Source organism: Paenibacillus sp. USHLN196 (genome assembly GCF_037144955.1).
GTDB classification, from domain to species: domain Bacteria; phylum Bacillota; class Bacilli; order Paenibacillales; family Paenibacillaceae; genus Paenibacillus; species Paenibacillus xylanexedens_C.
Genome location: NZ_JBBCYH010000006.1, coordinates 288,041 through 314,160 on the forward strand (window position 1 = coordinate 288,041; position 26,120 = coordinate 314,160).

The window sequence follows — 26,120 nt, forward strand, 5'->3', positions numbered from 1 at the left end:
TAACTCTCACGATGAAACTCCCTCGAACCACTAATCTTTAACAAATCCAGGACACCTTATTCCGTCAATTAGAGCCGTATGGAATTTCTAACGAACTCCAGCCACCTTATTACTCGGAAACATCCGCGGAACGGCTTCATTATTGGCGAAATAAGCAAAATAAGATGTCTGAGATTCGTTAGAATAACGAAAACATGAAATAACCCCATTTAAGATGTGCCAGCTTCGTTAGAACCCTACATACAATCAGAGAAGGCACAAGCTTCAGCACAATTACATGAGCTACAGCTACAACAAGATCATCATCAACTAGAACAAGAACTACTGCTAAGCAGTGCACACCTCAAACTATAATAAAAACAGCGACGCCTTCTCCCCGATTAAATCCGGAAAAAGTGCGCCGCTGATTACAAGGTATCTTTCTATGTTATCTATTCGTTGTTTACTTCGTTCCAACCAAGTTAAGAACCGTGCCCTCCGGCTGTGGCAAACCCACTCCGTTCAAGAATGCGAGTGCTCTCTTCGTTCAACCCGCGCAGGTGCACGGTTTTGCCCAGCTTCGCGTATTTGAACTTCACTTTGCCAATAGCCACAACCGCAGTATTGTCCCAGATATGCGACCCTCCGAAATCAATCGTAATCTCCTTCGGATCGGCTTCTGCATCAAACTCATCCACAAACCGGGACGAAGAACCGAAGAAGAACGGGCCGTGAACCCGATATACTTTGTGCCCTTGTTCCTGGCTCGCCTGTACGCGAATCTTGGTCTGTTTCCAGCCAAAATGCAACACACTGAGCACAACGCCGACCATGACCCCGATCGACAGATCGTGGGTATAGACCACAATTGCCACCGTCACGATCATGACAAAGGCTTCCGCCCGCGGCACACGGGCAATATTTTTGATGGAACTCCAGTCGAATGTTCCGATACACACCATAAACATTACACCGACGAGCGCACCCATCGGCACCTGTTTCACCACTCCGCTGAGCAGCAACAACAGGATCGCGAGAAACGCACCTGCGGTAAACGTGGATAATCTTCCGCGTCCGCCCGACTTCACATTAATCACCGATTGCCCAATCATGGCACAGCCCGCCATACCACCGAACAAACCGTTAATGAAGTTGGCAATCCCCTGACCGCGTACTTCGCGGTTTTTACTGCTCTTGGTCTCCGTCATCTCATCCACAATGGTAGCGGTCAGGAGAGATTCCAGCAAGCCGACGAGTGCCAGAGTGAATGAATAGGGCAGCAGAATCATCAGCGTGTCCCAAGTCCATGCAATATTAGGCAAGTGGAACATCGGCAATGTACTGGTCAGGTTCCCCATATCGCCGACAGTCCTCACATCCAGATTTAACATCGCCGTAATGATCGTCATCACGATAATGGCAATCAGCGGAGCCGGTGCGGCTTTGAAAAACCTTGGCAAAATATAGACGATCGCCAGCGTACCTGCCACCATCGCATACATGATCCAATTCGCTCCCGTGAAATGGGTTAACTGCGCCATAAAGATTAGTATAGCCAGTGCGTTCACGAATCCGGTCAGTACCGAATGAGGCACAAACGTAATGAATCGCCCCACCTTGAAAATACCCAAAATAAACTGAATAATTCCCGTCAATATCGTTGCTGCAAAAAGATATTCCACCCCATAATCCTTGACGAGTCCAACCATCAGTACCGCCATGGCTCCTGTTGCTGCCGAGATCATACCGGGTCTTCCACCTGCAATCGAGATCACAATTGCAATCGTAATCGAAGCATACAACCCGACCATCGGATCAACACCTGCAATGATGGAGAACGCAATGGCTTCCGGAATTAACGCCAGCGCTACCGTAATGCCTGCCAGCACATCTCCGCGAATGTTGCCAAACCATTGTTGTTTTAACGTATTCATAAGTTCTTTGCCGTTCCTCCTACGTGTATCCCTCATATTGGACAATCCTACTGAAGGGAAACGGAATCCGTACACCACTAACCAACTACCCAGGACAGCACAAAACAACGGATCCCTCTCCGTATCATTCACCTATGCTCTTGCCTGAATTGCATCATTAACCATCTGTATAACCTTGACGGGTTAATGAGCACTCACGTCTTTTCCGTTCCAGTGTGTACCGCTGATATTCCATTACTGCCTTCAGTTGTCTTACTCGTGCGACACATCAGGAGCTGATCCTGATGCCAATAGGTTTTCCCCTCTCAGAAAAACCGGGTCCGTTAATGTACTGACCTATTATTATAGTCACAGGAGCGGATATGTACTAATACAGTTAAGGCGAAAAAATAGAACCTTTTCTTCTATTATCTTAATATTTCTATAATTTACTCATCAATGCTCTATTCACATACAAATATGCAAAAGCTATTGCCGTACCAACTCTAGTTTTTAGTTTGTCGACTTCTCTTCATCCAAAACGCTAGCAGATAGAACATAGCCACAATGCCAGTGGCTATTAGACTGACCCATATCGCATTTAGGGTTTGAGTCCGTGCTACTACATAATATGCGAGAATTCCGGTTAGAAACGTTAGAACAAGGTTGCTGAACATCTTTTTCAAAACAATTTATCCCCTTTCATCTATCGGAATTATGCAAAATACTACAAATATAACCCGCAAAGATCCTTTGGAGAAAGTCTCTTTACGGGTATTCTTGTGATGTCATGCTGTTGCTAGAACCTTCCCGATTTGAATATCGAATAGAGCAGGAAAGCCACCATCAGAATCGCCACCAGGAAACCAATCTCAATGACCGGAATATCCCACAGCATCGTGGACTGATGACTGATCGACGAACCTATAATCAAGCCCACCATGATGATACAAAAAGCGAGTAACACAATACTGAAAGATAGCCGATTGCTGATCTGGTCCATTCTGCGCATGAGTGCATCCAGTTCAGGAACACTGATCTCCAGCCTCAGCTTGCCTTTGCTAATAATGGATGATAACTGCCTTAACTGCCCCGGTAGACCAATGACACTCTCAGCCATATCAGCTGCACTACGGAACAACCGATTCTTGATTCTTCCTGCGCTAAAACGTTCCTTGATCAGCTTCCGGCCAAAGGGCTCGGCCATATCTACGATGCTCAGGGAAGGATCGAGATGTTCGATGACACCTTCCATTGTCAGCAACGATTTGCCGAGCAGCAGAATATCGGCAGGCATTACCACACGGTGCCTCTGGGCTACGCCGAACAAGTCATTCAACGCCTGACCCACACTGATCTTGGAAAAGGGAATATCGTAATATTTGGTACGCAACTTGTCCAAATCCACATGAAGTCCACGCAGGTCCATGTCATCTGGCATCATGCCCAATTTCTCAATTGCCCGGATCATACTGTCCGTATCTTTGCGCATTAACCCAATAATAAGCGAAGCGAGCTGTTGTTTCATCTCATCACTCAGACTGCCCACCATACCGAAGTCTATAAAAGCAAGACGTCCATCCTTTAATACCATCAGATTGCCCGGATGTGGGTCAGCGTGAAAGAATCCCTGAATAAAGATCTGATTCAATAATGAATCCACCAACCGCTCGGCAATGTTATTCAGATCATGGCCGCGTCTCACCAGTTCTTCACGATCATTGAGTTTAATGCCTTCGATATACTCCATCGTGAGTACACGTGATGAAGTCTGATCCCAGTAAATTGTCGGGATTTTGACCTTGTTGTCCTGTTGGTATTGCTGTGCAATCTTTTCCGTATTTCGGCCTTCAACCGTATAATCCAGTTCAGCCATCAGTGCCTGAGCATATTCTTCTACCATTTGCGGAATCTGATATTGCTTCACCCAGTCCCAGCGTTTCTCCGCCATGGCTGTCAGTTCACGCAAGATATCCAGGTCACGCTGCACAATACGCGATATACCCGGCCGCTGAATCTTGATGGCTACCGACTCACCGCTTCGAAGTTTGCCCAGATGCACCTGTCCAATGCTGGCCGCAGCTACAGGGGTATCCTCGAACCGGGAAAAGATCTCCTCCAGCGGTGTATCCAATTCCTGTTCCAAAATACCCCGTGCCGTCTCGGAAGAGAACGGTGGGACCTGATCCTGCAACTTCACCAGCTCGCGAATGACAGACTCAGGCAATAGATCTGCCCTTGTGCTTGCGAGTTGCCCCAGCTTGACGAAAGCTGGCCCCAGCTCCTGCAGCACAAGCCTGATGCGTTCACTCAGCGTTTTGGTGGTATGTGCTTCACGTGACATCCACCGTCTGGGCAGAGCCAGCAGCTGGAACAAACCCAGCTCCTCGACCATATAACCGAAGCCATGACGCACTAGCGCCATGGCAATTTCACGGTATCTGCCGACATGTTTGATTCGCACTGCCATCTACTCGATCTCGTTTCCTTTGAGAGGAGGAGGAACTTCAAGTGGAGCCGGGGATTCATCAGGTTGGAGTTGTGGTGATTGGCCCAGTTCGGCAAGTTTTTTCTCCAGGACAGCAACGCGCTGTTCCAGACTGGTTACATCACTTTCGGATGCCACACCAGCTTCCTGAAGCACTCGCTTGACCTGTTCCTGAATCATTCTCTTGAACTGACCCTGCTCTTCATCGCCCCGTTCCAGCAGACGTTCAACCAAAGCTTTGGATTCACCGGGCGCAAGTTCCCCGCGCTTGACCAAATCATCCACGGTTTTCTCAATTTTTTCTTTGCTTACGACAGTAAGACCAAGCCCTAACGAGATCGCCTTTTTGAACAAATCGCTCATTTTTGTCATCCTCCTCTTCGTTGATCTTTATATTATACCCCTTATACTCTGCATGCAAAGATGTCCGTCCGATCAGACGTAACGCGCAGCCCATTTGCCTGCTTGCAGGAGTAATTTACGGTACGTTTCGTGCGCAAAAGACGGCACATGATGACCTGGCATCAGATAAACAATACGTCCAATACCATATCGATGTGCCCAAACCGCAGGCTTCGGTCCTTCTTCGGATTGATATTCCAGCAAAATCTTCGTTTCGGCAAAAGAACCAAACTCGAACTGATAAGGTTCTTCTTCCATTGTGAAATTCGAAATACCCTCCGTCACTGGATGGCTTTCGGCCGTTACAGTGAATTCAAGCGGTGCATAAGCCGGATGATGCAGGAACTTGGCACCGATCATCTGTTTGAGTTCATAACGATTTTGGAGCGAAATGCCGTTATGTATAATGACCAGCCCACCTCCATTACTTACATAGGACAACAAACCTGCTGTCTGCTGTGGAGAGACTTTCCCCTTCCAATCGTCCATGTATGAGATACATACATCAAACCCGGTTATATTTTCTTGCAGCAGCATATTCCGATTCTCACTGCACTGAACAGTCATAGTATCATGGAAAATTCGGCTAATCTCTGCATCCACACCTTGAAGCGGGTGCCAATCCGGATGCGTATAATCGCCAAGTAGTAATGCTTTTTTACGATGATCCATTCAATCAATCTCCTTTCTTGTTCACCTCACTGTATACAACCACTACCAGGGAAGTGTGTCTCCCTTGTAGTCCACATATGCGGGCTGATCTCCTTTAAACTGCTCATGGCGGTCGATAAGTACTGCGATATGCTGTGCAGATTGCTCGGGCGTGAGATCCGCAGAAGCATCCAATTCTCCCCGCATATAACTCTGTACCCAACCGGGATGCACAAGCATCACTTGTCCGCCTTCATCCTTCAGACCATTGTGCACAAGACATGCCTGCATGTTCAAAGCAGCTTTGGACATGCAATAGGCAAACCATCCATCCCGACTGCATTGCTCCATACTTCCAGCCTCGGAAGAGATATCAACAATCAGCTTGGTCTGACCTTGAAGAAGAAGGGGTAACAGAGAATGAGTCACACGCAGTGTGCCAAGAGTATTTACATTAAATACTTCAGCCATCTCCGCCATATTCAACGGCCCGCGGATATGATCCGTAATACTTCCTAGTATAGCCGCATTATTGATCAGCATATCCAGATGATTCGTACCTAGCTTCAATGTCTCCGTGAACAGAGCTACCGACAGGTCGTCCGCAATATCCAGTTCGATCGCCCGCAGATGATCAGGGTATGCTTCTGCAAGCACACGAATCCCCTCGGAATCTTCCACATCCAGACCGGCCGCATACACGAGATAACCTCTCTTCAGCATCTGTGCTGTCAGAGCGAGTCCCAACCCCCGGGCAGCACCCGTTACACATACGGTTCTCATCATATTGTCCCTCCCTCGCCAATGATTCTGTCTTTAACTCATTCCACATATTCATCTGAAAACCTTTAATTCAGAATGGGGTTCCCCAACTTCACGACCAAAGACTCATGAGGTAAAAGCGAGATTAGAGCCATTCTGCTTATTGAATTGAGCGGTTTATTGCTCTGCTATTATTCCTGACCCATATCGCTCCTGCCGATAGGCTAAACAATGTTCCACCCATCTTCGAGCGGCTGCCGGGTAAGAGCCCAGATGAACGTGCGTGTACCCCGCCACGATGTTGCCGGCAGCATACCCTTCTTGCTTCAAGCCACGCAACCCCTTGGTCTCATACGCATAAGGAATCGTTTCTTCTTCACGATAGGTCATTGTGGAGTAATGAAATTCATGACCCCGAAGTACTTCACCCTTTTTGAGCAAAAAGGAATCCTCAACCGCACTCGCTTCACGGTAACCAAGTGCAGCTCGCTTCTTCTGCATCTGCACCTGTGCGGGGATAATGCCCGCCATCTCGAAAGTAACGCCCTCTCGGTCGGTCAACGTTTCCCCGAGTACCATGTAGCCACCACATTCTGCGAATAAAGGCATGTTCGAACGCGCTGCTTCACGAAGTCCTCCTAGGAAACCCATGTTTCCTGCAATCACTGCTGCAAATTCCTCTGGAAATCCGCCGCCCAAATAGACGCCATCCACATCCGTTGGAATGCCTTCGCCAGCGAGCGGACTGAAGTATTGTAATCGAGCCCCGGCCGCTTCGAGCAATTCCAGATTATCGGGATAATAGAAATTAAACGCCGCATCACGCGCAACGGCAATGACAGGCTGTACTCCATATGATACATGTCGATTATTAACGTGGATCACTGAATCGAATTGTGAATCGTAATTCGAGCCTGATTCAGCATTAGCCGAATCCGTGTGGGTAGTAGCGGCAAGACTCCCTTTTTCTTGTTGAAGCGGCGGGGCGCTTGCTGCGAGCTCCAGCAGAAGATCCAGATCAGTGCCTTCCATTAACACATCGGCAGCCCGCTGAAATAACGGTTCCAGTTCACCGCGCTCAATGGCAGGCACCAGTCCCAGATGTCTCTCGGGGATGGACATGTCTTCATCCCGCTTCAGCCAACCAACCACCGGAATGCCGCACATCTGCTCAATGGCTTTTTTCACAATGGTGTAATGACCCACACTTCCACAACGGTTGACGATCACTCCGGCAATATGTAATTCAGGCTCCAGCTGTTGAAAACCAAGAACAATCGCGGCCGCACTGCGAGCCATGCTGCGTACATCCACGACCAGGATCACAGGGGTCTGCGTGACCAGAGCAATCTCTGCAGTCGAGCCTGTATTGCTAAGCGGATCTTTGCCATCGTAGAGGCCCATAACGCCTTCGATAATGGATATATCATGTCCAGCCGAGGCCTTCTCGAACGTATCCTTTACATACTCAGGTGAAGTCATCCATGCATCCAGATTGCGTGATGGCCTGCCGGTAACGGCGGTATGATATGTCGGATCAATATAATCAGGGCCACATTTGAACCCTTGTACACTCAAACCACGCTGGGCGAGTGCTCTCATCAGCCCCAAGGTTACTGTCGTTTTCCCTGCACCACTTCCGGTGCCTGCAATGATCAGTCGGGGTCTGGCGTTACGATTTGCAATGGTCATCGTCAATTCCACCTTTTCTTCGAGATAACAAAACCGCATCATATACCGATGCGGTTAAGATTAATACACACTAGTGATCGGAAGGTTATTCTGTCATCGCAGTACCTGTGTAAAGTAGATTCACTTCATGCATATCTCTACTCAAATGAAATCCGTGCTACGGAGATCGTCAGATTGCCGCTCTTTTTCTTCTCCAGCAACCAATGATTAGCTCCCGAAGAGAGCAACGCCGCAGGTTCACTTACGCCATATGCTCCAGTATATTTGAATACCGTCTCGGAAGGATTCGCAAGCTTCACCGTATTCAGCTCCGCAGGGGTGTAGGTCACCAGCTCCCACCCGTATTTAGCGCATAGGGCCAACAAGCCCTCTTCATCCTTTTTCAGATCAATCGTGGCAATGTTGCGCACGCTCTTCACGGAGAGGGATAACTCCTCCAAGGTGGCGAGGACTTCCTGCTCCAATTCCTCCACAGATGTGCCGCGATTGCAGCCCATGCCAAGCACGAGGCTTTTCGGACGATACAATACACCATTGGTGAGAAAACGTTCCTCTTCTTCTGCCGAAAGCAAGCGGTCACTGACGACCAGCGCAGCGTTGAACGGGAATGATTCTGTTTCCTCCAGGCTGTTGAAGACGCGAATATGATCCGGTACAGGTTTGTTATATTTCCACCAGTTCCGCTCCCCTGTCTCCTGAATGAGAGCTACAGGCTCTTCGTTCACAACAGCAGCACTGACAGGTGTCGCCTTGTCGAAGCTATCCACGATCCAACCCAGCTCCCGGCCAAACATATCTACCGGAATGGTGCCTTGCACGTCTGAAGCCGTCGTAATGACCGCGCGTGCGCCAAGCACCTCTGCGACCTGACGAGTCAACTCATTCGCGCCCCCAAGGTGACCAGACAGCACGCTGATGACGTTCTCACCGCGGTCATCAATGACCAGCACGGCGGGATCGACTTTTTTGTCCACCAGAATCGGAGCGATCATACGCACAACCGCACCCAAAGAGATGAATAGAATAATGCCATTATATCGTTTGAACAAATCAGGCAAAATCAGCTTCACCGAGCCTTCGAACAGCTCATAACCCAACTGTTCTTCATCCCCACGAGCAAACTTGCTCATATAATACACGTCCGTACCCTGGAACTGCCCCGCCAGATTACGCACCATCTCCACGCCATGCTTCGTGATGGCAACGGCTGCAAACGGATTACTCACCGGACTTCACTCCCTTGCGATAGCCGTGGGTGAAAGATTTATCGTACAGCTTGGAACGGTGGGCATCTCGGTTCACGAGGTCGGGATCAAGTGCCCAGCCCGCCAGAATCATGGCATGCATTGTAATGCCTGCGGCACGCAGATCTGCTGCCAGATTGGCAAGCGTAGTCCGTACAATCTTCTGATCAGGCCATGTCGCCCGCTGCACCACTGCCACCGGTGTATCTTCGCTCCAGCCTGCGGCGAGGAATTCAACCACGACTTTTTTCGCCAAAGTCGCACTCAGGAAGAGCGCCACCGTACAGTGATGGGATGCCAGATCACGCAGCTTCTCCCGCTCAGGCACAGGTGTGCGCCCTTCTGCACGCGTCAGAATTACGGTCTGAGTGAGTTCCGGTACAGTCAATTCAGCTCCCAGCGCAGCTGCTGAAGCAAAGACCGAGCTTACACCCGGAATGATCTCATATTCTACACCCTGCTGTTTCAGCAGTACCATTTGTTCCAGAATTGCGCCGTACATCGCCGGATCACCCGTGTGCACACGAGCTACACTGCGACCCGCACGAGTGGCTTCACACATCAGCTCGACCTGACGCTCCAGATCCATACCAGAGCTTTGCAGCACTTCTGCTTCGGGTTTCGCGGTAGCAATCAATTCATCGTTCACGAGTGAATCTGTATACAGCACCATATCCGCACTCTTTAAAATGTTCGAACCTTTCACGGTAATCAGTTCCGGGTCACCCGGGCCTGCACCTACAATGTAGACTTTCGCTTCCAATGTCTTCATTTGCTCACCACCATCAGGCTTAGATATTCCAGCTCCTGCCCTTTTAGTTCACGGGCATCACGCCAGACCAATTCATATGGAGAAGTGACTTTGGTAACGACCGAAGCTTTGCCGCCGAGTCCCATCTCGTCCAGCAATTCAAGCATCGGATCAAGCACCTTCGCCACTTTGATAAATACAATCGTATCGTGATGCTCGATCGCCTGCCTCATCGCTTCTTTATCTGCCGTAGCCGGAATAATGCCCACCTGCTCGTCTCCGTCTGCCAGATGGATATCCAGCGCTGCCGCTGCACCCAACACGGATGAGATACCTGGAACTGAACTAATCGGCACTTCAGGATGCAGCTCTCGCATCAGCCGGGCCAGATGAATAAATGTGCTGTACAAGTTCGGGTCACCCTCGGTTACAAAGGCCACATTCTTGCCTTCCTTGAGCGCACCCCAGCATGCTTCAACGGTCTTGCCCCACTCACGTTCAAGCACAACCGGATCCTTGGTCATCGGGAAGATCAGGCCGAGCATCTCTTTCTCTTCCGGGTTCACGTACAGTTCCACGATCTCATGGGCATATGATTTGCCGCCTTTGCGCTTCTTCGGATAAGCGACCACTGGACATTCCCGAATCATCCGATATGCCTTCACGGTAATCAGTTCCGGGTCTCCCGGCCCGACACCCACGCCATACAGCGTACCTACTGCTGCCGTACTCATGTTGTTTTCCCCCTTGTCCTGTCCTTGAAAAGTCATTCTGCCGCTCCAGCTTCCGCTTCCTCTGTTATTCCGTGCTGTCCTGTGATTACGTAAATCGGATTCAATCCGTCAAAACGGGTCATGTTCAGGATCGGCTTGCTGCGCGCCGTCTGAAGTAACGTCACGGATGCGTCCAAGCCTGCTTCGCGCATGGCCTTCATACTGTCATGCAGCGTCTCGATGGTCGCTGCATTCACCACGATGCGTCCCTCTGGGCGTAGCCGGGACGCACACAAGGCGATCAGCTGCGCGAGTTCGCCGCCGCTGCCGCCAATAAACACCGCATCCGGATTCGGTAGTTCGTCCAGCCCTGCTGGTGCTTTGGCATGAAGGACGGTGAAGTCTGTCCGGAATTGGATCCGGTTGGCCTCGATGTTCACGAGGTCACCTTCATTTTTTTCGATGGCGAAGACTTGTCCCTGCGGCGCGAGCCGCGTGCATTCTACCGCCACCGAGCCAGAGCCAGCACCGATATCCCACACAATGCTATCCACGCCAAGTCGCAGTTCAGCCAAGCTGAATGCGCGGACCTCGCGCTTGGTGATCAGGCCTTTCTCCGGTTTGCGCTGATGGAATTCCTCGTCGGCAAAACCGAATCCCCGGCGCGGCGCAGGTGCATCCTTGCGGCGCAGCAAAATCACGACGTTCAGCGGACTGCATTCTGCTGCCGCCAGCTCGTCCAGGGTGTAATGGCGGGCACGCTCGTCTGCCCCGCCCAGGTTCTCGGCAACGTAGGCATCATACTCGGTCATGCCGAACTGTTGCAGATATGCCCCGATCGCAGCGGGGCTGTTGTGCTCGTCCGTGAGCAGCGCAATTTTGGCTTTGCCATCGATGCGCTGTGCGAGGCCCTTGAGCGGGCGTCCGTGCACGCTTTCGAGCACAGCATCGTGCCAGCTCTCGCCAAGCTGGGCAAATGCCAGCTGCAGCGAACTGAGATTAGGCCGGATCTCCAATTGATCCGGGCCTAATTTGCGCACTAAATACCCGGCGATGCCGTAGAACAGCGGGTCTCCCGAGGCAAGCACAACGACGTTGTGTGTGGCCTGCAAGGCTTTTATTTTCACAACCAGATCGCTTAAACCACTCTTGATCGCTAACTTCTCACCCGCAAATGCCGGGAAATAGTGCAGCTGACGCTCTCCGCCCACAAGTACATCTGCCTCCTGAATGAGATTCAGGCTATCTGTTGTCAATCCTGCCGCGCCTTCTTCACCCACGCCGATAATGCGGATTCTACGATTCTTTGCTCCAGTTGCTGTCTTCGAGTTCACTGATTTCCGCCCTCCCCAGTTCCATTCCTTTCATCGTAACCAATATCACTTCCACGGTTACGCCGCCTCCCGCATGTTCCAAACAGTGCTGGCAAGCATATGTACATAACTTTTCAAAATAGGGCAAGTACCCCGCTTCAGTCATCATATCTGCTACCTGAGTCGCCGTGTTGGCTTCCTCAATCGCTTGCGCCAGTTCGTCTCCAGCTCCGGTCTCGCGGGCCACAGACGCAAGGAATCCAAAATCCACCGGCGCACTCTTGGAGTGCACCATCATGACGCCTTGAGCTACTTTGGCAAATTTGCCTGGCATTCCGACCAGACTGATGCGTTTCATGCCCAGTCTTTTACCGTGTTTGATAGCGAACCCGACAAAGTCACCCATCTGGATAAAAGCTTCCTCCGGCAGCTCCGGCATCATCTTCATCGCGTATTTCTCACTACTACCGCCCGTCGTCAGCACAATATGTTCACAGCCCGATGCCTGAGCAACGGAAATAGCTTGTACTACACTCGCTCTGTAGGCAGAGGTGGAGAACGGAACGACCACGCCGCGTGTACCTAAAATAGAGATGCCGCCCAGAATGCCGAGCCGTGAATTCAGGGTCTTCTTGGCGATCTCTTCGCCTTCCGGCACGCTGATCACGACCCGCACCCCTCTGGCTGTGCCATGTTCGGCAAGCACCTGGGTAACCGCTTCGGTAATCATGCGGCGTGGAACGGGGTTGATTGCCGCTTCGCCTACAGGCACGGGCAGTCCGGGCTTCGTGACTCGGCCTACGCCGATTCCCCCATCCAGCTCCATGCCAGGCTCGTCTCGCCACGACACATGCGCGATGATCTTCGCCCGATGCGTGGCGTCCGGGTCATCCCCCGCGTCCTTGATGGTGGCACAGGTCGCTACGCCATCGGTCAGTTCCTGCTCGATCAGTTCGAACGAGTGGTCAAAGCCCGCAGGCAATGAAACCACGGCCTGTGCCGGCGTAACACCTGTTAACAGGAGTTGCGTGGCTCCCTTGGCAACGGCTGTCGCGCACGCTCCTGTGGTGAAACCGGAACGCATTGGTTTGTCGGGGTCTGGGGTATTGCCGCCTACCATGGGTTTTGAACCTCCCGTCCTTTAATTAGCTAGTTTAAATGAGGTGGCATTACGCTGCGTACGTGGGTGGGGCTTTGGGCGCTTGGGTGGACGCTACGGGTACGGATCGTTCTTATGATCGCTGTTGTCTCCAGATTTCTTTGATTCCCTTTTCTAAAGGGAGAAATCTGGAGACAAAGGCGACCGCTCCGCTTCTTCAGAATCGATTCCGTCCCCTTCGCTGCTACCTGCTTCTGCCTCCACCTGGCACAGTACGCAGTGCAACCTCTTGGGCTAAACATGCCCTGAGGTTTGTTTTGGGTAACTGATCATTCCACGCCAGTAGGACTTGGCATGGAATGTAGTTACGCGGTGTTGCGGTTATCTGGAAACTCACCTCTTTGGTGGACCACCCCGGGGCCGGATCATTTTTATGATCGCGATTGTCCCCTCGTTCCTACCTGCGTCTGCCTCCACCTGGCACAGTGCTTAATGCCACTTCATGGGCTAAACAATGCCCTGAGGTTTATTTGGGTAACTTATCATTCCATGCCACTAGGAGATGGCATGGAATGTAGTTACGCGGTTTTGTGCTTGTGCTTCTGCTATTCATTTTTGCAGATGAGCGATACTTGGGGATTAACCACCTTATAACGGTGAACCAAGCTTACCCATGAAATTCGTTTCAGTCATGCGAACATGGATGTATGCCTTTTCGATGACATCTACCTTTTTACGAACCGAGGAGACGCTATTGGGGCCAAATACTACAAACGAAAATTGTAACGAATCGTAGAGACGTTATTTCATTACAAAGGTGATGTTTCCAACGCTTTTTGGCGTTTTTCACCGGAATAGCGTTACTTAGGTTCGTTAAAATATGAAATGGATGATAATCCACAATATAAGATCTATACGGTTCGTTAACGCTGGCCAATACCCTATGGGCGGTTACTTAAAGATTAAGCTTTTACTGCCATCAGGGAGATGGCGTTCAGAGCCGCTACGACGATGGTGCTTCCGCCTTTACGGCCGATGTTGGTGATAAACGGGATGTCGAGTTTACGCAGCTCGTCTTTGGATTCTGCTGCGGATACGAATCCTACTGGCATACCGATGATCAGGCCTGGTTTGGCTTCCCCTTCTTTGACCAGACGGATCAGTTCCAGCAGTGCTGTTGGTGCGTTACCAATGGCGTAAATTCCACCTTCGTACAATTGATTTGCTTTACGCGTCGAGATAATTGCCCGAGTAGTGTTCAAGCGCTTGGCTTCCTCCATCACATCTGGATCCGAAATATGTACATGCACATCTCCGCCGAAACCGCGAATGCGATCCTTGCTTACGCCAGCTTGGATCATCTGTACGTCAGCAATGACAGATTGTCCGGCGCGGAGCGCTGCAATTCCTGCTTGAATGGCATCCGGGTGGAACACCATGCTACGGCCCAGTTCGAAGTCAGCCGAGGCGTGAATAACACGCTGTACCACGGGATATTGCTCATCCGTGAAAGGATGCTCACCCAGTTCCTCCGTGATCATCTCAAAGCTTTTGCCCTCAATCTCCTGTGGTTGTACGGTCAACGGTTTAAATTCCGTTTTGAAATCCATATGCGTTTCACTCCTTCAAGTAGTGGTGTCATTCAAATATTCGTTATTCAAATTAAGACTATCGGGGTGTTCTACTGCACCAATACGCGCTTCAGCTCATCCAGTACACCTTCAAAATGATCAAACACCGTCCCAAATTCAGCCTCGGGGCGTGAAATCAGCACAACGTGAATGCCCAGCTCCAGTGCAGACTGGATTTTCTCATCCACTGCTCCGGTCTTGCCGCTCTCCTTGGTAACCATTACAGTCGTCGCATAGTGCTTGTACAAGGCTTCATTCATTTCACGGGAAAAAGGTCCCTGCATCGCAATAATATTGCGCTGTTCCACGCCAAGCTCACCGCATTTCTCCATATTGTCGAGACGTGGGAGCATGCGGGCAACGAGACGAATGTCCGGATCACCGAGCAGGTGCTTGGTGAAGATCTGCAACGTTTTGCTACCTGTGGTGAGCATGACGGAGCCCTTCAGCTCTTTGGCCTTGAGTGCCGCTTCATCGTAGGAAGATACAACATGAAGTAACGCATGATCATCGTATGCCAGGCCTGTCCGTTCATAACGAATGTATGGAATCCCCGCCTGTTTCGCTGCTTCCATGGCATTGGCATGTGCTTCTTCGGCAAATGGGTGACTTGCATCCACGATGGCACGGCTACCTTTTTCACGCACCAGTTCCACCATTGCCTCCACCGTCAAACGGCCTGTACGAACGGGTAATCCGGCTTCTGTTAGGCTATGCGCCGCACTGTCGGTTACAACGGAAGTCAGCACGTCTGTTCCTTGCTGCTGAATCTGTAAAGCTAGTTCCCTTGCATCACTCGTACCACACAACATGAAGATCATGGACGATTCACCTGCTCTGAAGTTGCTGCAACCTCAGCCTGATCGGGAGAAGCATCTTCCTGTACGGTTCCTTCGTGCTCGTGATGCGTATGATGCAACTCTTCATCATGATCATGATGATAATCGAGTGATGCTTGACGATCGACGGCAGCATGAGTGTGATCATGATCGTGGTCATGCATATGCGGGTGATCCTCGTGTGTATGTACGTGCTGATGGTCATGCTCATCAGGATGATGCGAGTGATCATGATCCGAATGATCGTGGTTGTGCGCATGGCTGTGTTCATGATGGTGATCGTGACTATGCTCGTGATCGTGATGATGGTGATCATGGTCGTGGTCGTGATCATGGTGATGATCGTGGTCATGCCCATGGTCGTGATCATGATGGTGGTGATGGTGTTTGGCTGCTTCAAGTCTGAACTGGCAGTTGTCACAGTTGGCTGTTACGCGTCCGTATAACCCCTCATGGGCCCGCTCCAGTACAAGTTCAACCAGCTTCGGGTGAAATCCGAAATATCCGCCAACCTCGACCTGAATGTCTGGATGTGCCGCTGCAAATTCCGCAGTCATTTCATCAATGCGCTTGATCAGTACGCCTGTAAACAGGAAATAAGGCATGATAATAATTTTCTTCGCACCCAGCAATAGACAGCGCTCTAATCCATCCGGGAATGAGGGCTGAGTCACGCCAATAAAGCTGCTTTCCGTCCACTTGTAAGGCAGTTTCTCCCACAACATCCGGGTCATTTTGAAAAAGTCACTATTGGCATCCGGATCACTGCTTCCCCGTCCAAGCACCAATACTGCGGTCTCCTCATCCGTCACTGGAGCAGGTGGAGCTGCTACCGCTGTTCCGCCTTGGGATGCCACGAGTACAGGTTGTGCCTCTTGCAGACGGGTCTGCATAATTTGAACGACTTTCTCATGAACACCGATAGGACGACCATATACGAATTCCACCTGCGGATAACGTGCCTTGGCACGATCAATGGCATTAGGAATATCAATCTTGGCATGACCGGCAGCAAACAGAATGATCGGCACCAACACGACACGTGTTGCCCCACGATCCACACAAGCGGTAACGCCTTCAGCAATACTCGGTCTGGTTAACTCCAGAAAACAGGTCTCCACCAACGTATTCTCCGGTGCCTTCGCTGCTACCTCACTTGCAAACTCCTTCAGTTCCCGGTTCCCCTCGGGGTCACGACTCCCGTGTCCCACCAACAATATTGCATCCATCTTCTGTTATTCCTCCCCCGCCTGACCCACAGATCAGGCTTTTCATATTCATTCTTCTGGCATTCCATTCGATACATTACTCGAAACATCAATCCATCTATGTCAGCTGAAATCCAGCGAATATTGCGAAATATTAGATACGTCCTGACAAGCTACACCATCACGTCTCCCCGAAGGAGGCGATTCAGTCAAGGACTTAATCAAGGACTTAATTAAGATTTAGTCACCGCATATCGGGTTTACTTCCACAGTGACCGGTGCATCCACATGGCGGAAGCCCTGAATCACGCCAACCCGCTTAAAGAATTTGTGGAATCGCTCGTTCGGATGGCCTTTTTCCTTGTAATCTGCCACAATGCGCTCCACAATCCCACCAATCTGGTCACCCGGAATTCCCTCCGCTACGGGCTGTGCAGGGTGAGCATTGCGTCCGAACTTCTTACCGCCGAGGAATAGGTCATATGCACCTTTGCGATACACGATGCCGATATCCTCCAGCACTGCCCCATAACATGCCATGCCGCAGCCATTCAGTGCCACACTCGTTTCTTTGGGTGCACCCAGTCCGCCGATCACCGCCTGCAGATGGTTTGCCATCGGGACAGCATCATCCTTCTCCATGTTGCAGAAGTCACAGGCCTTTACCTTGATGACATCTCCAATCGGTACAACGATAAAATTCGCTGCACGCAGCTCTTCTACCAGCGATTCAGGTTCAAAAGTCGGCACTCTCAAAATGATCTGGTGTTCCGGCGTGTACTCCAGTTCGCCGTCTTCACTTGCACACTGCGCCAGCAGCGCCATCTGGGCGGCAGTGAATTTCTTGTTGCCCACGCCGGGCGACACGCCGACTTCGAACAGCGGTGCCTTGCGCCCAGGCTCGGGCGCGGTGCGTACCGCCGTTGCGGTCGCAGCCTGCGGCGCACTTGCCGTGTGGCTCGGCGCTGCTGCGTCCAGCCAGCGGCTCGCCGATTCACTCGCGAGCGCTCCCCCTGCCGCGAGCCGCGTCAGCGCCTCGGCGGCGAGTGCAGCTGCGCCGGCGCGTGGCGCTTCTGCGACTGTGCGCGGAGCGGCCTCTGCCGCCGCGAATGCAGGTCGCTCGACGGCAAGCACGGCGGTGCCAGCGCTGCCGGCCGGGCTTGCCGCAGGCATAGCGGCAGCAGCCCCGGCGCCAGCGGGCGGCTGCCCTTGCGGAGCCGTGCCCGCTCCGGTGCTTGCGCCGCGAAGGGCTGGCTCCGCCTGTGGTTGCGCGGCCGATGCATCGCTGGCCGCGCTCTCGCCCGCTGCCTCGCCGGAGGCGGCAGCGCGGGCTTCCCTTGCGCCGAGCGACCATGGCTCGGCTTCCGTGCGAAGTCGCTCATGAGGTCTGAGCGACTGTTCCGCGGTGTTCAGCGTATATTTCCGCTGATACCCGCGCGGGGTGACCATGAGTCCTTCGTACATCATGGTCGAGGAGTTGCCGATAATCACCGTCGTCAGCATGCCGATATCATGATTCAGCATATCCTCCAGTGTGGTCATGACAACGTCCTGACGCTCACGATATGCACTCTTCACCAGACCTACCGGGGTCTGTGGGTCACGATAACGCAGGATCATTTCCTGTGTCTCCACGATCTGGCGTGTGCGTCGTCCACTGCGTGGATTGTACAAAGCAATGACAAAATCAGCTGATGCTGCGGCTTCGACCCGGCGAATAATGGTCTCCCACGGCGTGAGGTGATCACTCAGGCTAATCGTACATGCATCATGCATGACGGGGGCACCAAGAAGTGAAGCACAAGACTGAATGGCCGACACACCTGGAATGACCTCAACAGCAACACCTGTATCCGGCTTCCAGCCTTGCTCCATAAGCACCTCGTATACCAGACCCGCCATGCCATATACACCTGCATCACCACTGGAGATTACAGCAACGATCTTGCCCATCTCTGCCTGCCGGACCGCTTCTTGCGCGCGACTTACTTCCTCCGTCATGCCCGTGCGCACAATTGCTTGCCCTTTCAACAGAGGTCGGATAAGATCCACGTACGTGTTGTATCCGATAATAACCTCACTCTCCTGAAGTGCTTCGAGTGCCCGCTTCGTGATGTGTTCCATCGCCCCCGGACCGAACCCGATAATTAGCAGCTTGCCTTGACCTTGCATTGCTTCTCCTCCTTCATCACACTTGTCGTACGGATTAAACAGTGAAGAAGGACGGCTATGCCGACCTTCTCCCCAACTGTTAAGCGTGTTCAATTTCCAGCTCTGTTAAATTATTCCTCTGCTTCTATCCTTCCAACACTGGAGATCGTAGGGGCATCACTTTCATGGAAAACAAAAAAATCCCATCCTTATAACGGATGGGATACGCATGTACGTACACTCAAGAACACAGTCCCAGACTCCCAGAGGGAATCCTGTGACTATGTGGCCCAAGGGGGCCAGCCGGGCGAACCGCTCGTTCGCCCAATTCCTGATTCTTCGTACACCATTCCTTTCCGCGAAGGGTTCGGTGACACATGCAAGGTAGGTCTCCTGGCTCTGGATCATCAGCTTCCTTTTCTGTCTTCCCCGGCTATGCGAGTGACTTGGATCAAAAAGGGCTTCACCATTACAGTGGCGGGACCGCTCGGGACTTTCACCCGATTCCCTGTTACCTCTTGCTTTACGCAAGAGCACCTTGCTTGTTTTCATCAATATTGTCTTCATAATAACACCGCTCAGGAAATAATGTCCATGCTTATGATACTTGTCTCTTCTTCTATTTTCAGACAAAACAGAAAAAAGTCCTGATCCAAAAATCAGATCAGAACCCGGAATAACATATGCATATACCACTCGTTTTGAATCATCAAACTGCCGAAGGATTGAATTCGTTTATACTCATTGCTCGACTGTTTTTGCTGCTATTTGCGGATCTTGTCCGCATGTCCCGCTGCGAAGTAACGCCCGAGTTCAACGATGAGTGCGCCCATCTTCTCTTCCTCCGGAATCACCAGCGCCTCAATGCCTTCTTCTCGCATCGAATTCGCCGTCACTTTACCTACAGACGCAGGGATTACACCTTGTCTGAAAGCTTCCAGCATCGATTCGAGCTTATTCTGCGATGCCGCATATTGCGTCAGAAATCTAACCTGTGGTCCACTTGTGAAAGCAACAGCATCTATCTCGTACTGTACAATCTCATTCAAAAGCTGTTCCAGTTCAGCCTCTTCCGGTGGTACATGGCGGTAAGGAAGCACTTGGCGCACGATTGCTCCTTGTTCCTCTAACCATGCAACGAGTTTGGGAGCTGTCTCTCCATGAAGCTGCAACATCACCTTTTTCCCTGCGAGATCATGTGGGGCGAATTCACGAATGAGCCCGTCGGTGCTGCCATCGTCATCCCGTACTAGCGGCGTTAACTTGCGCTTTCTCAGTGCATTCACCGTCTTGTATCCTCTGGCCGCAATTGAGGATTCCGACAGTGCATCCAGTAATTTTCCCGCAACTTCCATATCCTCAGCCATTTCAAATAACGCGTCCAGACCCATGCCAGTGGTCAATACCGCCCAGTCTGGTGGGTCCGAGATCCAGGATACCAGACCATCCCTGATATTCCGATCATCCAGAAATACCGTTCCCTGTGCCGGTCGCACAAGCGGAATGCCACCCATTTTTTCAACCAGTAAGGACATCTCTTTCGACTTTCGTGGTCCTGTCAATGCTACACGTACACCTGCCAAATGTTGAGCCATTCATGTTCCCCCCGTTAGTTCAGCCGAATGTTCATCAGTCTGACTACAGTATACAGGGTACTTCTGCGAAGGGAAACTGCGCTTCCCCTCTTTTGGCCGTTTCATCTATAACGATTTTTGATGGAATGTATCAGGAAGGCTGGAGCTCCCCACCATGGGAATCCTTCCGTCTCTTCTCCCCATCCTTTCCTGAATCAGCCGATTTCTGCTCCTTTTCCTGCTTTTCTCGCTTGGATTGCTCTCCGAATTTCTGTTCGGAAGATTCATCTGTATCCTTTTTGCGAGGACGAAGGAAAAGAAACAGCACGAGAGGGAACAGTGCTTCAAAAACAATGGCAATCCATGTCCATTCCCGGGTAAAACGATTGAGCTGAATCGCGTTTCGGAAGAACCAGAAAGCACATACGAATCCAACCAAGGCCACCGGGCCTGTCATCATCTTTCCCGACACTTTCGGAATCATCCGCTTCAGTCCCCAGCAGACAAAGTATAGATCAAATGCAATCTTCGTGATCATGGTCGGCATGGTTGCTGCTGCCAGCGCAAGGTCAAACCGGTCCAGAAAATCACTGATTTGCAGCTGCCTTGCCAGCTCATAGGATGGGTATACCAGTCTGGAAGCAATAGGGACTCCGATCGAAGTTATCGTCTCCACAAGGATAAGCATCATTAGGAGTGCAGAGATGATAATTCCCCATAGAACCGACTTGAAACGAAAATCGCTTCCTTTGACTACAAATGGCAATGCAATCATCTCTCCATAAAAAGAAAATATGTACCAACTCCCTTTGCCTACTCCTGCAACATCAACATGAAAATATGGCATGAGATTATCCATATTTACCTGCTGAATAAGCATGAAAGGTATAATCAACGAGATCAGCAGAAACAGCATAACATACAATTCCGCCATTCCGATTAAGGAACCGAGTCCCCCTCGAACGATAAAGACGCCCATGACCACCAGAGATAATACAATGATGGAAATGGGTGTGTTCTCCAGTAGCGTTATACTTATATAGTCACCTGATAGTCGGATATCTCTTGCAAACACAAAGAAAAAAAATAAAATGTACAGAAATCCCATTACTCTCCCCAAAAACGGGAATCGCTGAACAATGGATTCGAACAGATCCTGATTGGGAAATCGTCGCTGGACCCGACTTATTAACCATAGAGATACTATCATCACAAAAACAACGGGCACATACGAGAGATAAGCATGCTGCTCCGCGTAGAAAATGGCCTGAGCGTGGGGCTGAATCAGCGTACCTGTAATACTGAGTATCAGCACGAGCAGCACAATCTGCCGATGGGTCACACTCTGATTCATACAATACCTCCTTTCCGTCAGTTAATCTGCAATCTATGGTAAAGGTAAAAATCGCTGAATAACGTGGCTTATCCATACCGTGACAAAAACCGTTTTACTCAAGTGAGTGACATAGAACCAAATGACCGTTCCCAATGCAATCAGACCATAGGATATCCAGCGATTAATGGCTGCTGCCTGCTTCATATGTCTGAAATCCATCAAGATGACCACAATTGCCATGCCCAGATAGGTAAACAAAAGCGGTTTAATCATGTACGACCTCCTCCTCCACGACACCGATCGGTTTATTGATTACTCCTACATTTTCAATAATGACATGGGGAATAACGGTTACCTCAACTTCAGGATAAATGACTTCCCATCGATCCTTCATCTTGTCCCATTCCGCCGGCAGGTGCTGATGGATAGATCGACCGATTCCAAGAATATCGGCATGATACTTCTGCTGAACCAATCGGATGCCTTCCTCAATATCTGACTTTATTTTCTTGTGGATGGCGTCATTTAACTTTAATATCTCATCCTCCCGCCGGTCACCGTAATTCGATTCGTTATCGACAATAACTCCCTTGGCGTACATTTGAATGCTCACCTTAACCTTGTCATTCTTGACACTGGGATGCAGCGAAGAATTGTTCTCGTTCAGTTTAATGAATATATCTCCTTCTCCCCCTGGAGCCTCGACCATAACCTCTGGTGCATTGGCCTCACCCATGGCCAGAATCAGTGCATCTGCCGGTGCTTTATCGATCATGCCTACCAGCTTGTCTTTCTTGAAAATGGCCAATCCATCCATCTTGATGTTCGTTTTGGGGTCCTTCCAGTTCTTGGGCACAGTGTCAACAACCGAAGCTATGGGCAGAAAAGGATCTACGCCTTCGCTAAGAATGGAATCTATAAACGTCTTGAGCGAGCGGGGATTTCGCATATTTAAAAAACACAATTCCCGTACCATCTCAGATGGAAATTTTTCTATAGGTGCATCAGTATCCATGACCTTATATGCTTCTCCTCTTGTCACAACCGGCAACGCTGAGAAACGATTGAGCGGATAACGTGTCATCAAATCCAGCATAGGGGCAACGCCCTCCCTCGCCAAATCCTCACCGATTAGCAGAGTACGCCGATGAGCGTAATATATTTTGCGTGAGAGCGCCTTTTGCCCTTCTAGAGATGTTCCGTGAAAGGTTTTGGCTGTATTGGACAATATGAACCAGGATTTATCACCACTTGTGCCTCCTCCTCCTCCTTCACTACCCGAAGAACCAGATTGTCCTGGAAGAGCAATCTGCAGACTGGATCTGTAGTTTTGTTCCTCCTTATCCATAGCGACACCAATTACAAAGGCAACATCGTTTATTTCCTCTCGATCCCAGCAACCTGAAATGAGAGAGGTACATAACAAGAGAGCTATAACTGCCCGGTATTTATACATAAATTGCATGGGTTTACCACCCTTCCTCTGCTTCGGGGGAACCATTGATCTTCTCATTCATCCGTTTCTGGTTATCATGGACGGTAGATGGACGATTGATCATTTTCCACCACGGCACACGAATGAGAATATCCTTGGTATCCGTTTTGCTGTATGGGCTAAGACCCGACAGATAAGGCACACCAAATGAAGTCATCTGGGTCAGATGCACCGAAATCAGGACCAGACCGATCACGATGCCATACAGTCCAAACATGCCAGCCAGTAACATGATTGGAAAACGCAATAGACGAACGGTAATCGCAAAATTAAACCGCGGAATCGTAAATGAAGCGATACCTGTCATGGATACGATAATAACCATCGGTGCAGATACAATCCCTGCCTGAACGGCTGCCTGCCCAATTACAAGTGCACCCAAGATACTGACGGCCTGCCCAACCGTTTTCGGTAACCTGACTCCTGCTTCACGAAGTGCCTCGAAGGATAGCTCCATGATGAGAGCTTCAACCAGTGCCGGAAAAGGAATAGCTTCCCGTGCCCCGGCAATACTCAGTATCAATGTGGTTGGCAGCATGTCCTGATGAAATGTCGTAATAGCGATGTACAGTGCTGGCAGGAATAACGCAATGGCTACGAACAAAAAGCGAATCCAGCGCACCAGATTACTGATAAAGAATCGCTCATAATAATCCTCGCTGGCTTGAAGCATCTGCCACATCGTGACAGGGGCAATCAGTGCAAATGGCGTACCATCGACCATTATCGTAATTCGACCTTCCAGTAGATTGCCTGCTACTGTATCCGGACGCTCCGAATAGTGCATCTGTGGAAAAGGAGAATACGGATGATCCTCAATTAACTCCTCGATATACCCACTCTCCAGGATGCCGTCGATTTTTATTTTTTCCAGGCGCTCCTTAACGTCCTGGACCAGCTTTGGGTCCGCGATCCCTTCCAGGTAAGTCAGAACGATATCGGTTTTGGTTTCGGTACCCAGCGTCATGCTCACCATCTTGAGGGCAGGTGTCTTCAATTTGAAGCGTAATAATGCTGTGTTCACTCGTAATGTTTCCGTAAATCCTTCCCGCGGCCCCCGAATGACCGATTCCGTCTGAGGTTCCTCCACACCGCGTCTTACGCCACCTTTGACATTGAACATCCAGGCTTCGGCACTTCCATCGACCAACAGAAGTGCGGAGGATGCAAGGACACCTTCTGTCGCAGCAGCCCAAGTCTCAACTCGTTTCACCTGCGTCAGCTCTACGCGTGTATCATCCAGTGGAACATCAGGTTCGTCTGTACGCTGCTGTATCAATCCACGAATAATCGGACGCAGCATGTGATCCTGAATATCAGCCGAATTAACAATACCTTCGATGTATACCAGCAGCCCTTTCACTTCAGGCGTGATCATGACATTACGGAAAACCACATCCGAGCATTCGGAGAAGATCTCCTTAATCGCCAGAATCTGAGTCTCATGTACTGCGCTGATCGGCTGCCGCAGAAAAGGCGGGGACGGCAGTCCCAGAGGAACATGTTTTTTTTCTTCTGAAGCTGATCCCGAAGTTCTGGACTTGTCTTTCCCTGATGTTTTGTCTGCCATATGCCGTCCCTCCGCTCTGTTTTTTATACAAGGTAGCTTGTGCCAGAGAGCAGGGAATTATGTGGTCTTTTTTGCAAAATGAAGAATGCATTCTCCGAATACAAACAGCAAAAAGGCCTCTGTATTCACAGAGACCTTCTGGGATGTTCCAATTCTATCGTTACTTACACGTTAATCGGCAAAATAATCTTCAGGGACATAACGAATTTCTGACTTCGCATAGATACGTAGCGTGTGACGCTCCTCGTCATACGCTACTCGCTCACCCTCTACGTAGTACCAGTGCTTCAAAAGGGGCTGATCCTTGCGTTGGACGAATCGAAATACATTCAGTTCTTGTCTGAGCTCCAGGATCTGTTCCACGGTCTGCTCGTCCAGACCCGTCACGGTAAATACGAAACCTGTGCCCTCCTGCTGGAATCGATAGGACAGTGTATCTGTTTTGCTGTTTGCCAAACCTCGACCAGTCACCGCATGCTTAACCATAAACCATTCCTGTTGCGCCATACGTATAATCCTCCTCTGTTCTTGGAGTTTATTCCAACACCCATCTACGGCAAATCAATGATCATATAGAATGTATCTTCGTTTGCTTGCAGCTCTATGGAACTGTGTTGCTCCACACGAGCCGTGTCGCCTTCATTCAACAGGTACTCCCCATTCAATCCCAACGTTCCTTCGATGGAGAAAATGTACATGCGACGTCCCGTATCCTGATTAAAGGTTAACGTCTTGTCTTTGGCCAATCGGCTGAGGTAGATCGTCATATCTTGATGAATGGTTGCCACTCTTGGTCCCCCATCTGGCGATACAATAGGTACAAGCGCTCCTGCCAATGCTGCTGGATCAAATGATGTGGTCTCATAGGAGGGCTCCAACCCTTTTGTCTGTGGCATGAACCAGAGCTGAAGCAAACGTACTTCTTCGGTATCGGATGCATTATGTTCGGTATGAATCATGCCACTGCCTGCTGACATCCGCTGGATACCACCAAAGCCTGTAACGGCTACATTCCCCAGATTATCTTCATGTCGCAACTTGCCGTTCAGTACGATGGATACAATCTCCATGTCACTATGCGGGTGAGCCCCAAAACCGCGACCAGGCGCGATCACATCGTCGTTCGCTACCCGCATCGGTCCAAACGAGGTATTCTCCGGATCTTGGTATTCTCCAAAGGAAAAGCTGTGACTGCCACGAAGCCAGCCTCGGTCAAAGCTGGAGCGGGCATCGGATGGAATGATGTTAATCATAAAATTGCATCCTCCTTATTTTTTCTTAGTAGCATACTTATTCTCATTGTATCAAA

22 protein-coding genes and 1 riboswitch are annotated in these 26,120 nt (G+C 50.4%); all 22 genes read right to left on the reverse strand.

What is annotated here, in order from left to right:
* Positions 1–461 precede the first annotated feature (461 nt).
* Complete coding sequence (locus WFI24_RS16965) at positions 462–1,949, reverse strand: SulP family inorganic anion transporter (protein WP_442956232.1); 1,488 nt, start codon at positions 1,947–1,949, stop codon at positions 462–464.
* Between the two features lie 742 nt (positions 1,950–2,691).
* Complete coding sequence (locus WFI24_RS16970) at positions 2,692–4,362, reverse strand: ABC1 kinase family protein (protein WP_237177321.1); 1,671 nt, start codon at positions 4,360–4,362, stop codon at positions 2,692–2,694.
* Entirely contained in the window at positions 4,363–4,743 is a 381-nt protein-coding gene (locus WFI24_RS16975) for a phasin family protein (RefSeq protein WP_091036091.1), read from the reverse strand.
* 72 nt (positions 4,744–4,815) lie between these two features.
* The gene (locus tag WFI24_RS16980; RefSeq protein ID WP_145324581.1) at positions 4,816–5,454 is read right to left on the reverse strand and encodes a ThuA domain-containing protein; all 639 of its coding nucleotides are present in this window, start codon (positions 5,452–5,454) and stop codon (positions 4,816–4,818) included.
* 42 nt (positions 5,455–5,496) lie between these two features.
* Positions 5,497–6,219 (reverse strand): SDR family oxidoreductase, encoded by a 723-nt coding sequence (locus WFI24_RS16985; protein ID WP_336762643.1) that lies wholly within the window; start codon positions 6,217–6,219, stop codon positions 5,497–5,499.
* Between the two features lie 153 nt (positions 6,220–6,372).
* Positions 6,373–7,887 (reverse strand): cobyrinate a,c-diamide synthase, encoded by a 1,515-nt coding sequence (locus WFI24_RS16990; RefSeq protein ID WP_336762644.1) that lies wholly within the window; start codon positions 7,885–7,887, stop codon positions 6,373–6,375.
* Between the two features lie 137 nt (positions 7,888–8,024).
* On the reverse strand, positions 8,025–9,113 hold the full coding sequence (locus WFI24_RS16995) for a cobalt-precorrin 5A hydrolase (RefSeq protein ID WP_336762645.1): 1,089 nt from the start codon (positions 9,111–9,113) through the stop codon (positions 8,025–8,027).
* The gene (gene cobM, locus WFI24_RS17000; RefSeq protein WP_145324589.1) at positions 9,106–9,903 is read right to left on the reverse strand and encodes a precorrin-4 C(11)-methyltransferase; all 798 of its coding nucleotides are present in this window, start codon (positions 9,901–9,903) and stop codon (positions 9,106–9,108) included. Before cobM ends, WFI24_RS16995 begins: the two co-directional genes overlap by 8 nt.
* Entirely contained in the window at positions 9,900–10,616 is a 717-nt protein-coding gene (gene cobI / locus WFI24_RS17005) for a precorrin-2 C(20)-methyltransferase (protein WP_336762647.1), read from the reverse strand. Before cobI ends, cobM begins: the two co-directional genes overlap by 4 nt.
* A gap of 32 nt (positions 10,617–10,648) precedes the next feature.
* Positions 10,649–11,929: a precorrin-6y C5,15-methyltransferase (decarboxylating) subunit CbiE gene (cbiE, locus tag WFI24_RS17010; RefSeq protein ID WP_336762649.1), complete on the reverse strand. Its 1,281-nt coding sequence runs from the start codon at positions 11,927–11,929 to the stop codon at positions 10,649–10,651.
* Entirely contained in the window at positions 11,892–13,028 is a 1,137-nt protein-coding gene (locus WFI24_RS17015; protein WP_336762651.1) for a cobalt-precorrin-5B (C(1))-methyltransferase, read from the reverse strand. The genes cbiE and WFI24_RS17015 overlap by 38 nt, the downstream gene beginning before the upstream one ends.
* Before the next feature lie 941 nt (positions 13,029–13,969).
* On the reverse strand, positions 13,970–14,617 hold the full coding sequence (locus WFI24_RS17020; RefSeq protein WP_062836865.1) for a precorrin-8X methylmutase: 648 nt from the start codon (positions 14,615–14,617) through the stop codon (positions 13,970–13,972).
* A 71-nt stretch (positions 14,618–14,688) separates the two neighbouring features.
* Positions 14,689–15,459, reverse strand: a complete 771-nt coding sequence (gene cobK / locus WFI24_RS17025; RefSeq protein WP_336762654.1) for a precorrin-6A reductase — start codon at positions 15,457–15,459, stop codon at positions 14,689–14,691.
* Complete coding sequence (locus tag WFI24_RS17030; RefSeq protein WP_336762656.1) at positions 15,456–16,706, reverse strand: sirohydrochlorin chelatase; 1,251 nt, start codon at positions 16,704–16,706, stop codon at positions 15,456–15,458. Before WFI24_RS17030 ends, cobK begins: the two co-directional genes overlap by 4 nt.
* Positions 16,707–16,925: 219 nt before the next feature.
* Positions 16,926–18,857 carry a precorrin-3B C(17)-methyltransferase gene (gene cobJ, locus WFI24_RS17035; RefSeq protein ID WP_336762658.1) on the reverse strand — a complete coding sequence of 644 codons (1,932 nt, stop codon included), beginning with the start codon at positions 18,855–18,857 and terminating at the stop codon, positions 16,926–16,928.
* A 345-nt stretch (positions 18,858–19,202) separates the two neighbouring features.
* Positions 19,203–19,392, reverse strand: a riboswitch (cobalamin riboswitch).
* A gap of 208 nt (positions 19,393–19,600) precedes the next feature.
* A complete protein-coding gene (locus WFI24_RS17040) occupies positions 19,601–20,431 on the reverse strand; it encodes a uroporphyrinogen-III synthase (RefSeq protein ID WP_336762660.1) in 831 nt (276 codons plus the stop codon).
* A gap of 130 nt (positions 20,432–20,561) precedes the next feature.
* On the reverse strand, positions 20,562–21,764 hold the full coding sequence (locus tag WFI24_RS17045) for a GerAB/ArcD/ProY family transporter (protein ID WP_336762662.1): 1,203 nt from the start codon (positions 21,762–21,764) through the stop codon (positions 20,562–20,564).
* Positions 21,765–21,797: 33 nt separating this feature from the next.
* A complete protein-coding gene (locus WFI24_RS17050) occupies positions 21,798–22,019 on the reverse strand; it encodes a hypothetical protein (protein ID WP_145324609.1) in 222 nt (73 codons plus the stop codon).
* Positions 22,012–23,211 (reverse strand): Ger(x)C family spore germination protein, encoded by a 1,200-nt coding sequence (locus WFI24_RS17055; protein ID WP_336762665.1) that lies wholly within the window; start codon positions 23,209–23,211, stop codon positions 22,012–22,014. Before WFI24_RS17055 ends, WFI24_RS17050 begins: the two co-directional genes overlap by 8 nt.
* A gap of 4 nt (positions 23,212–23,215) precedes the next feature.
* Entirely contained in the window at positions 23,216–24,811 is a 1,596-nt protein-coding gene (locus tag WFI24_RS17060) for a spore germination protein (RefSeq protein WP_336762667.1), read from the reverse strand.
* A gap of 171 nt (positions 24,812–24,982) precedes the next feature.
* On the reverse strand, positions 24,983–25,318 hold the full coding sequence (locus tag WFI24_RS17065; protein ID WP_336762669.1) for a hypothetical protein: 336 nt from the start codon (positions 25,316–25,318) through the stop codon (positions 24,983–24,985).
* 44 nt (positions 25,319–25,362) lie between these two features.
* Positions 25,363–26,064: a pirin family protein gene (locus WFI24_RS17070; RefSeq protein WP_336762671.1), complete on the reverse strand. Its 702-nt coding sequence runs from the start codon at positions 26,062–26,064 to the stop codon at positions 25,363–25,365.
* Positions 26,065–26,120 lie beyond the last annotated feature (56 nt).

What these genes read in the sequence shown, in the direction of transcription:
- WFI24_RS17020 (WP_062836865.1), bottom strand. Translation starts at nt 14,617, where the DNA reads ATGGATTTCAAAACGGAATTTAAACCGTTGACCGTACAACCACAGGAG.
- WFI24_RS17015 (WP_336762651.1), bottom strand. Translation starts at nt 13,028, where the DNA reads ATGGTAGGCGGCAATACCCCAGACCCCGACAAACCAATGCGTTCCGGT.
- WFI24_RS16980 (WP_145324581.1), bottom strand. Translation starts at nt 5,454, where the DNA reads ATGGATCATCGTAAAAAAGCATTACTACTTGGCGATTATACGCATCCG.
- WFI24_RS17030 (WP_336762656.1), bottom strand. Translation starts at nt 16,706, where the DNA reads ATGGATGCAATATTGTTGGTGGGACACGGGAGTCGTGACCCCGAGGGG.
- WFI24_RS16990 (WP_336762644.1), bottom strand. Translation starts at nt 7,887, where the DNA reads ATGACCATTGCAAATCGTAACGCCAGACCCCGACTGATCATTGCAGGC.
- WFI24_RS17045 (WP_336762662.1), bottom strand. Translation starts at nt 21,764, where the DNA reads ATGAATCAGAGTGTGACCCATCGGCAGATTGTGCTGCTCGTGCTGATA.
- WFI24_RS17050 (WP_145324609.1), bottom strand. Translation starts at nt 22,019, where the DNA reads ATGATTAAACCGCTTTTGTTTACCTATCTGGGCATGGCAATTGTGGTC.
- cobI (WP_336762647.1), bottom strand. Translation starts at nt 10,616, where the DNA reads ATGAGTACGGCAGCAGTAGGTACGCTGTATGGCGTGGGTGTCGGGCCG.
- WFI24_RS16970 (WP_237177321.1), bottom strand. Translation starts at nt 4,362, where the DNA reads ATGGCAGTGCGAATCAAACATGTCGGCAGATACCGTGAAATTGCCATG.
- WFI24_RS17060 (WP_336762667.1), bottom strand. Translation starts at nt 24,811, where the DNA reads ATGGCAGACAAAACATCAGGGAAAGACAAGTCCAGAACTTCGGGATCA.
- cobK (WP_336762654.1), bottom strand. Translation starts at nt 15,459, where the DNA reads ATGATCTTCATGTTGTGTGGTACGAGTGATGCAAGGGAACTAGCTTTA.
- WFI24_RS17065 (WP_336762669.1), bottom strand. Translation starts at nt 25,318, where the DNA reads ATGGCGCAACAGGAATGGTTTATGGTTAAGCATGCGGTGACTGGTCGA.
- cobJ (WP_336762658.1), bottom strand. Translation starts at nt 18,857, where the DNA reads ATGCAAGGTCAAGGCAAGCTGCTAATTATCGGGTTCGGTCCGGGGGCG.
- WFI24_RS16985 (WP_336762643.1), bottom strand. Translation starts at nt 6,219, where the DNA reads ATGATGAGAACCGTATGTGTAACGGGTGCTGCCCGGGGGTTGGGACTC.
- WFI24_RS17070 (WP_336762671.1), bottom strand. Translation starts at nt 26,064, where the DNA reads ATGATTAACATCATTCCATCCGATGCCCGCTCCAGCTTTGACCGAGGC.
- WFI24_RS16965 (WP_442956232.1), bottom strand. Translation starts at nt 1,949, where the DNA reads ATGAGGGATACACGTAGGAGGAACGGCAAAGAACTTATGAATACGTTA.
- WFI24_RS17040 (WP_336762660.1), bottom strand. Translation starts at nt 20,431, where the DNA reads ATGGCTCAACATTTGGCAGGTGTACGTGTAGCATTGACAGGACCACGA.
- WFI24_RS17055 (WP_336762665.1), bottom strand. Translation starts at nt 23,211, where the DNA reads ATGCAATTTATGTATAAATACCGGGCAGTTATAGCTCTCTTGTTATGT.
- WFI24_RS16975 (WP_091036091.1), bottom strand. Translation starts at nt 4,743, where the DNA reads ATGAGCGATTTGTTCAAAAAGGCGATCTCGTTAGGGCTTGGTCTTACT.
- cobM (WP_145324589.1), bottom strand. Translation starts at nt 9,903, where the DNA reads ATGAAGACATTGGAAGCGAAAGTCTACATTGTAGGTGCAGGCCCGGGT.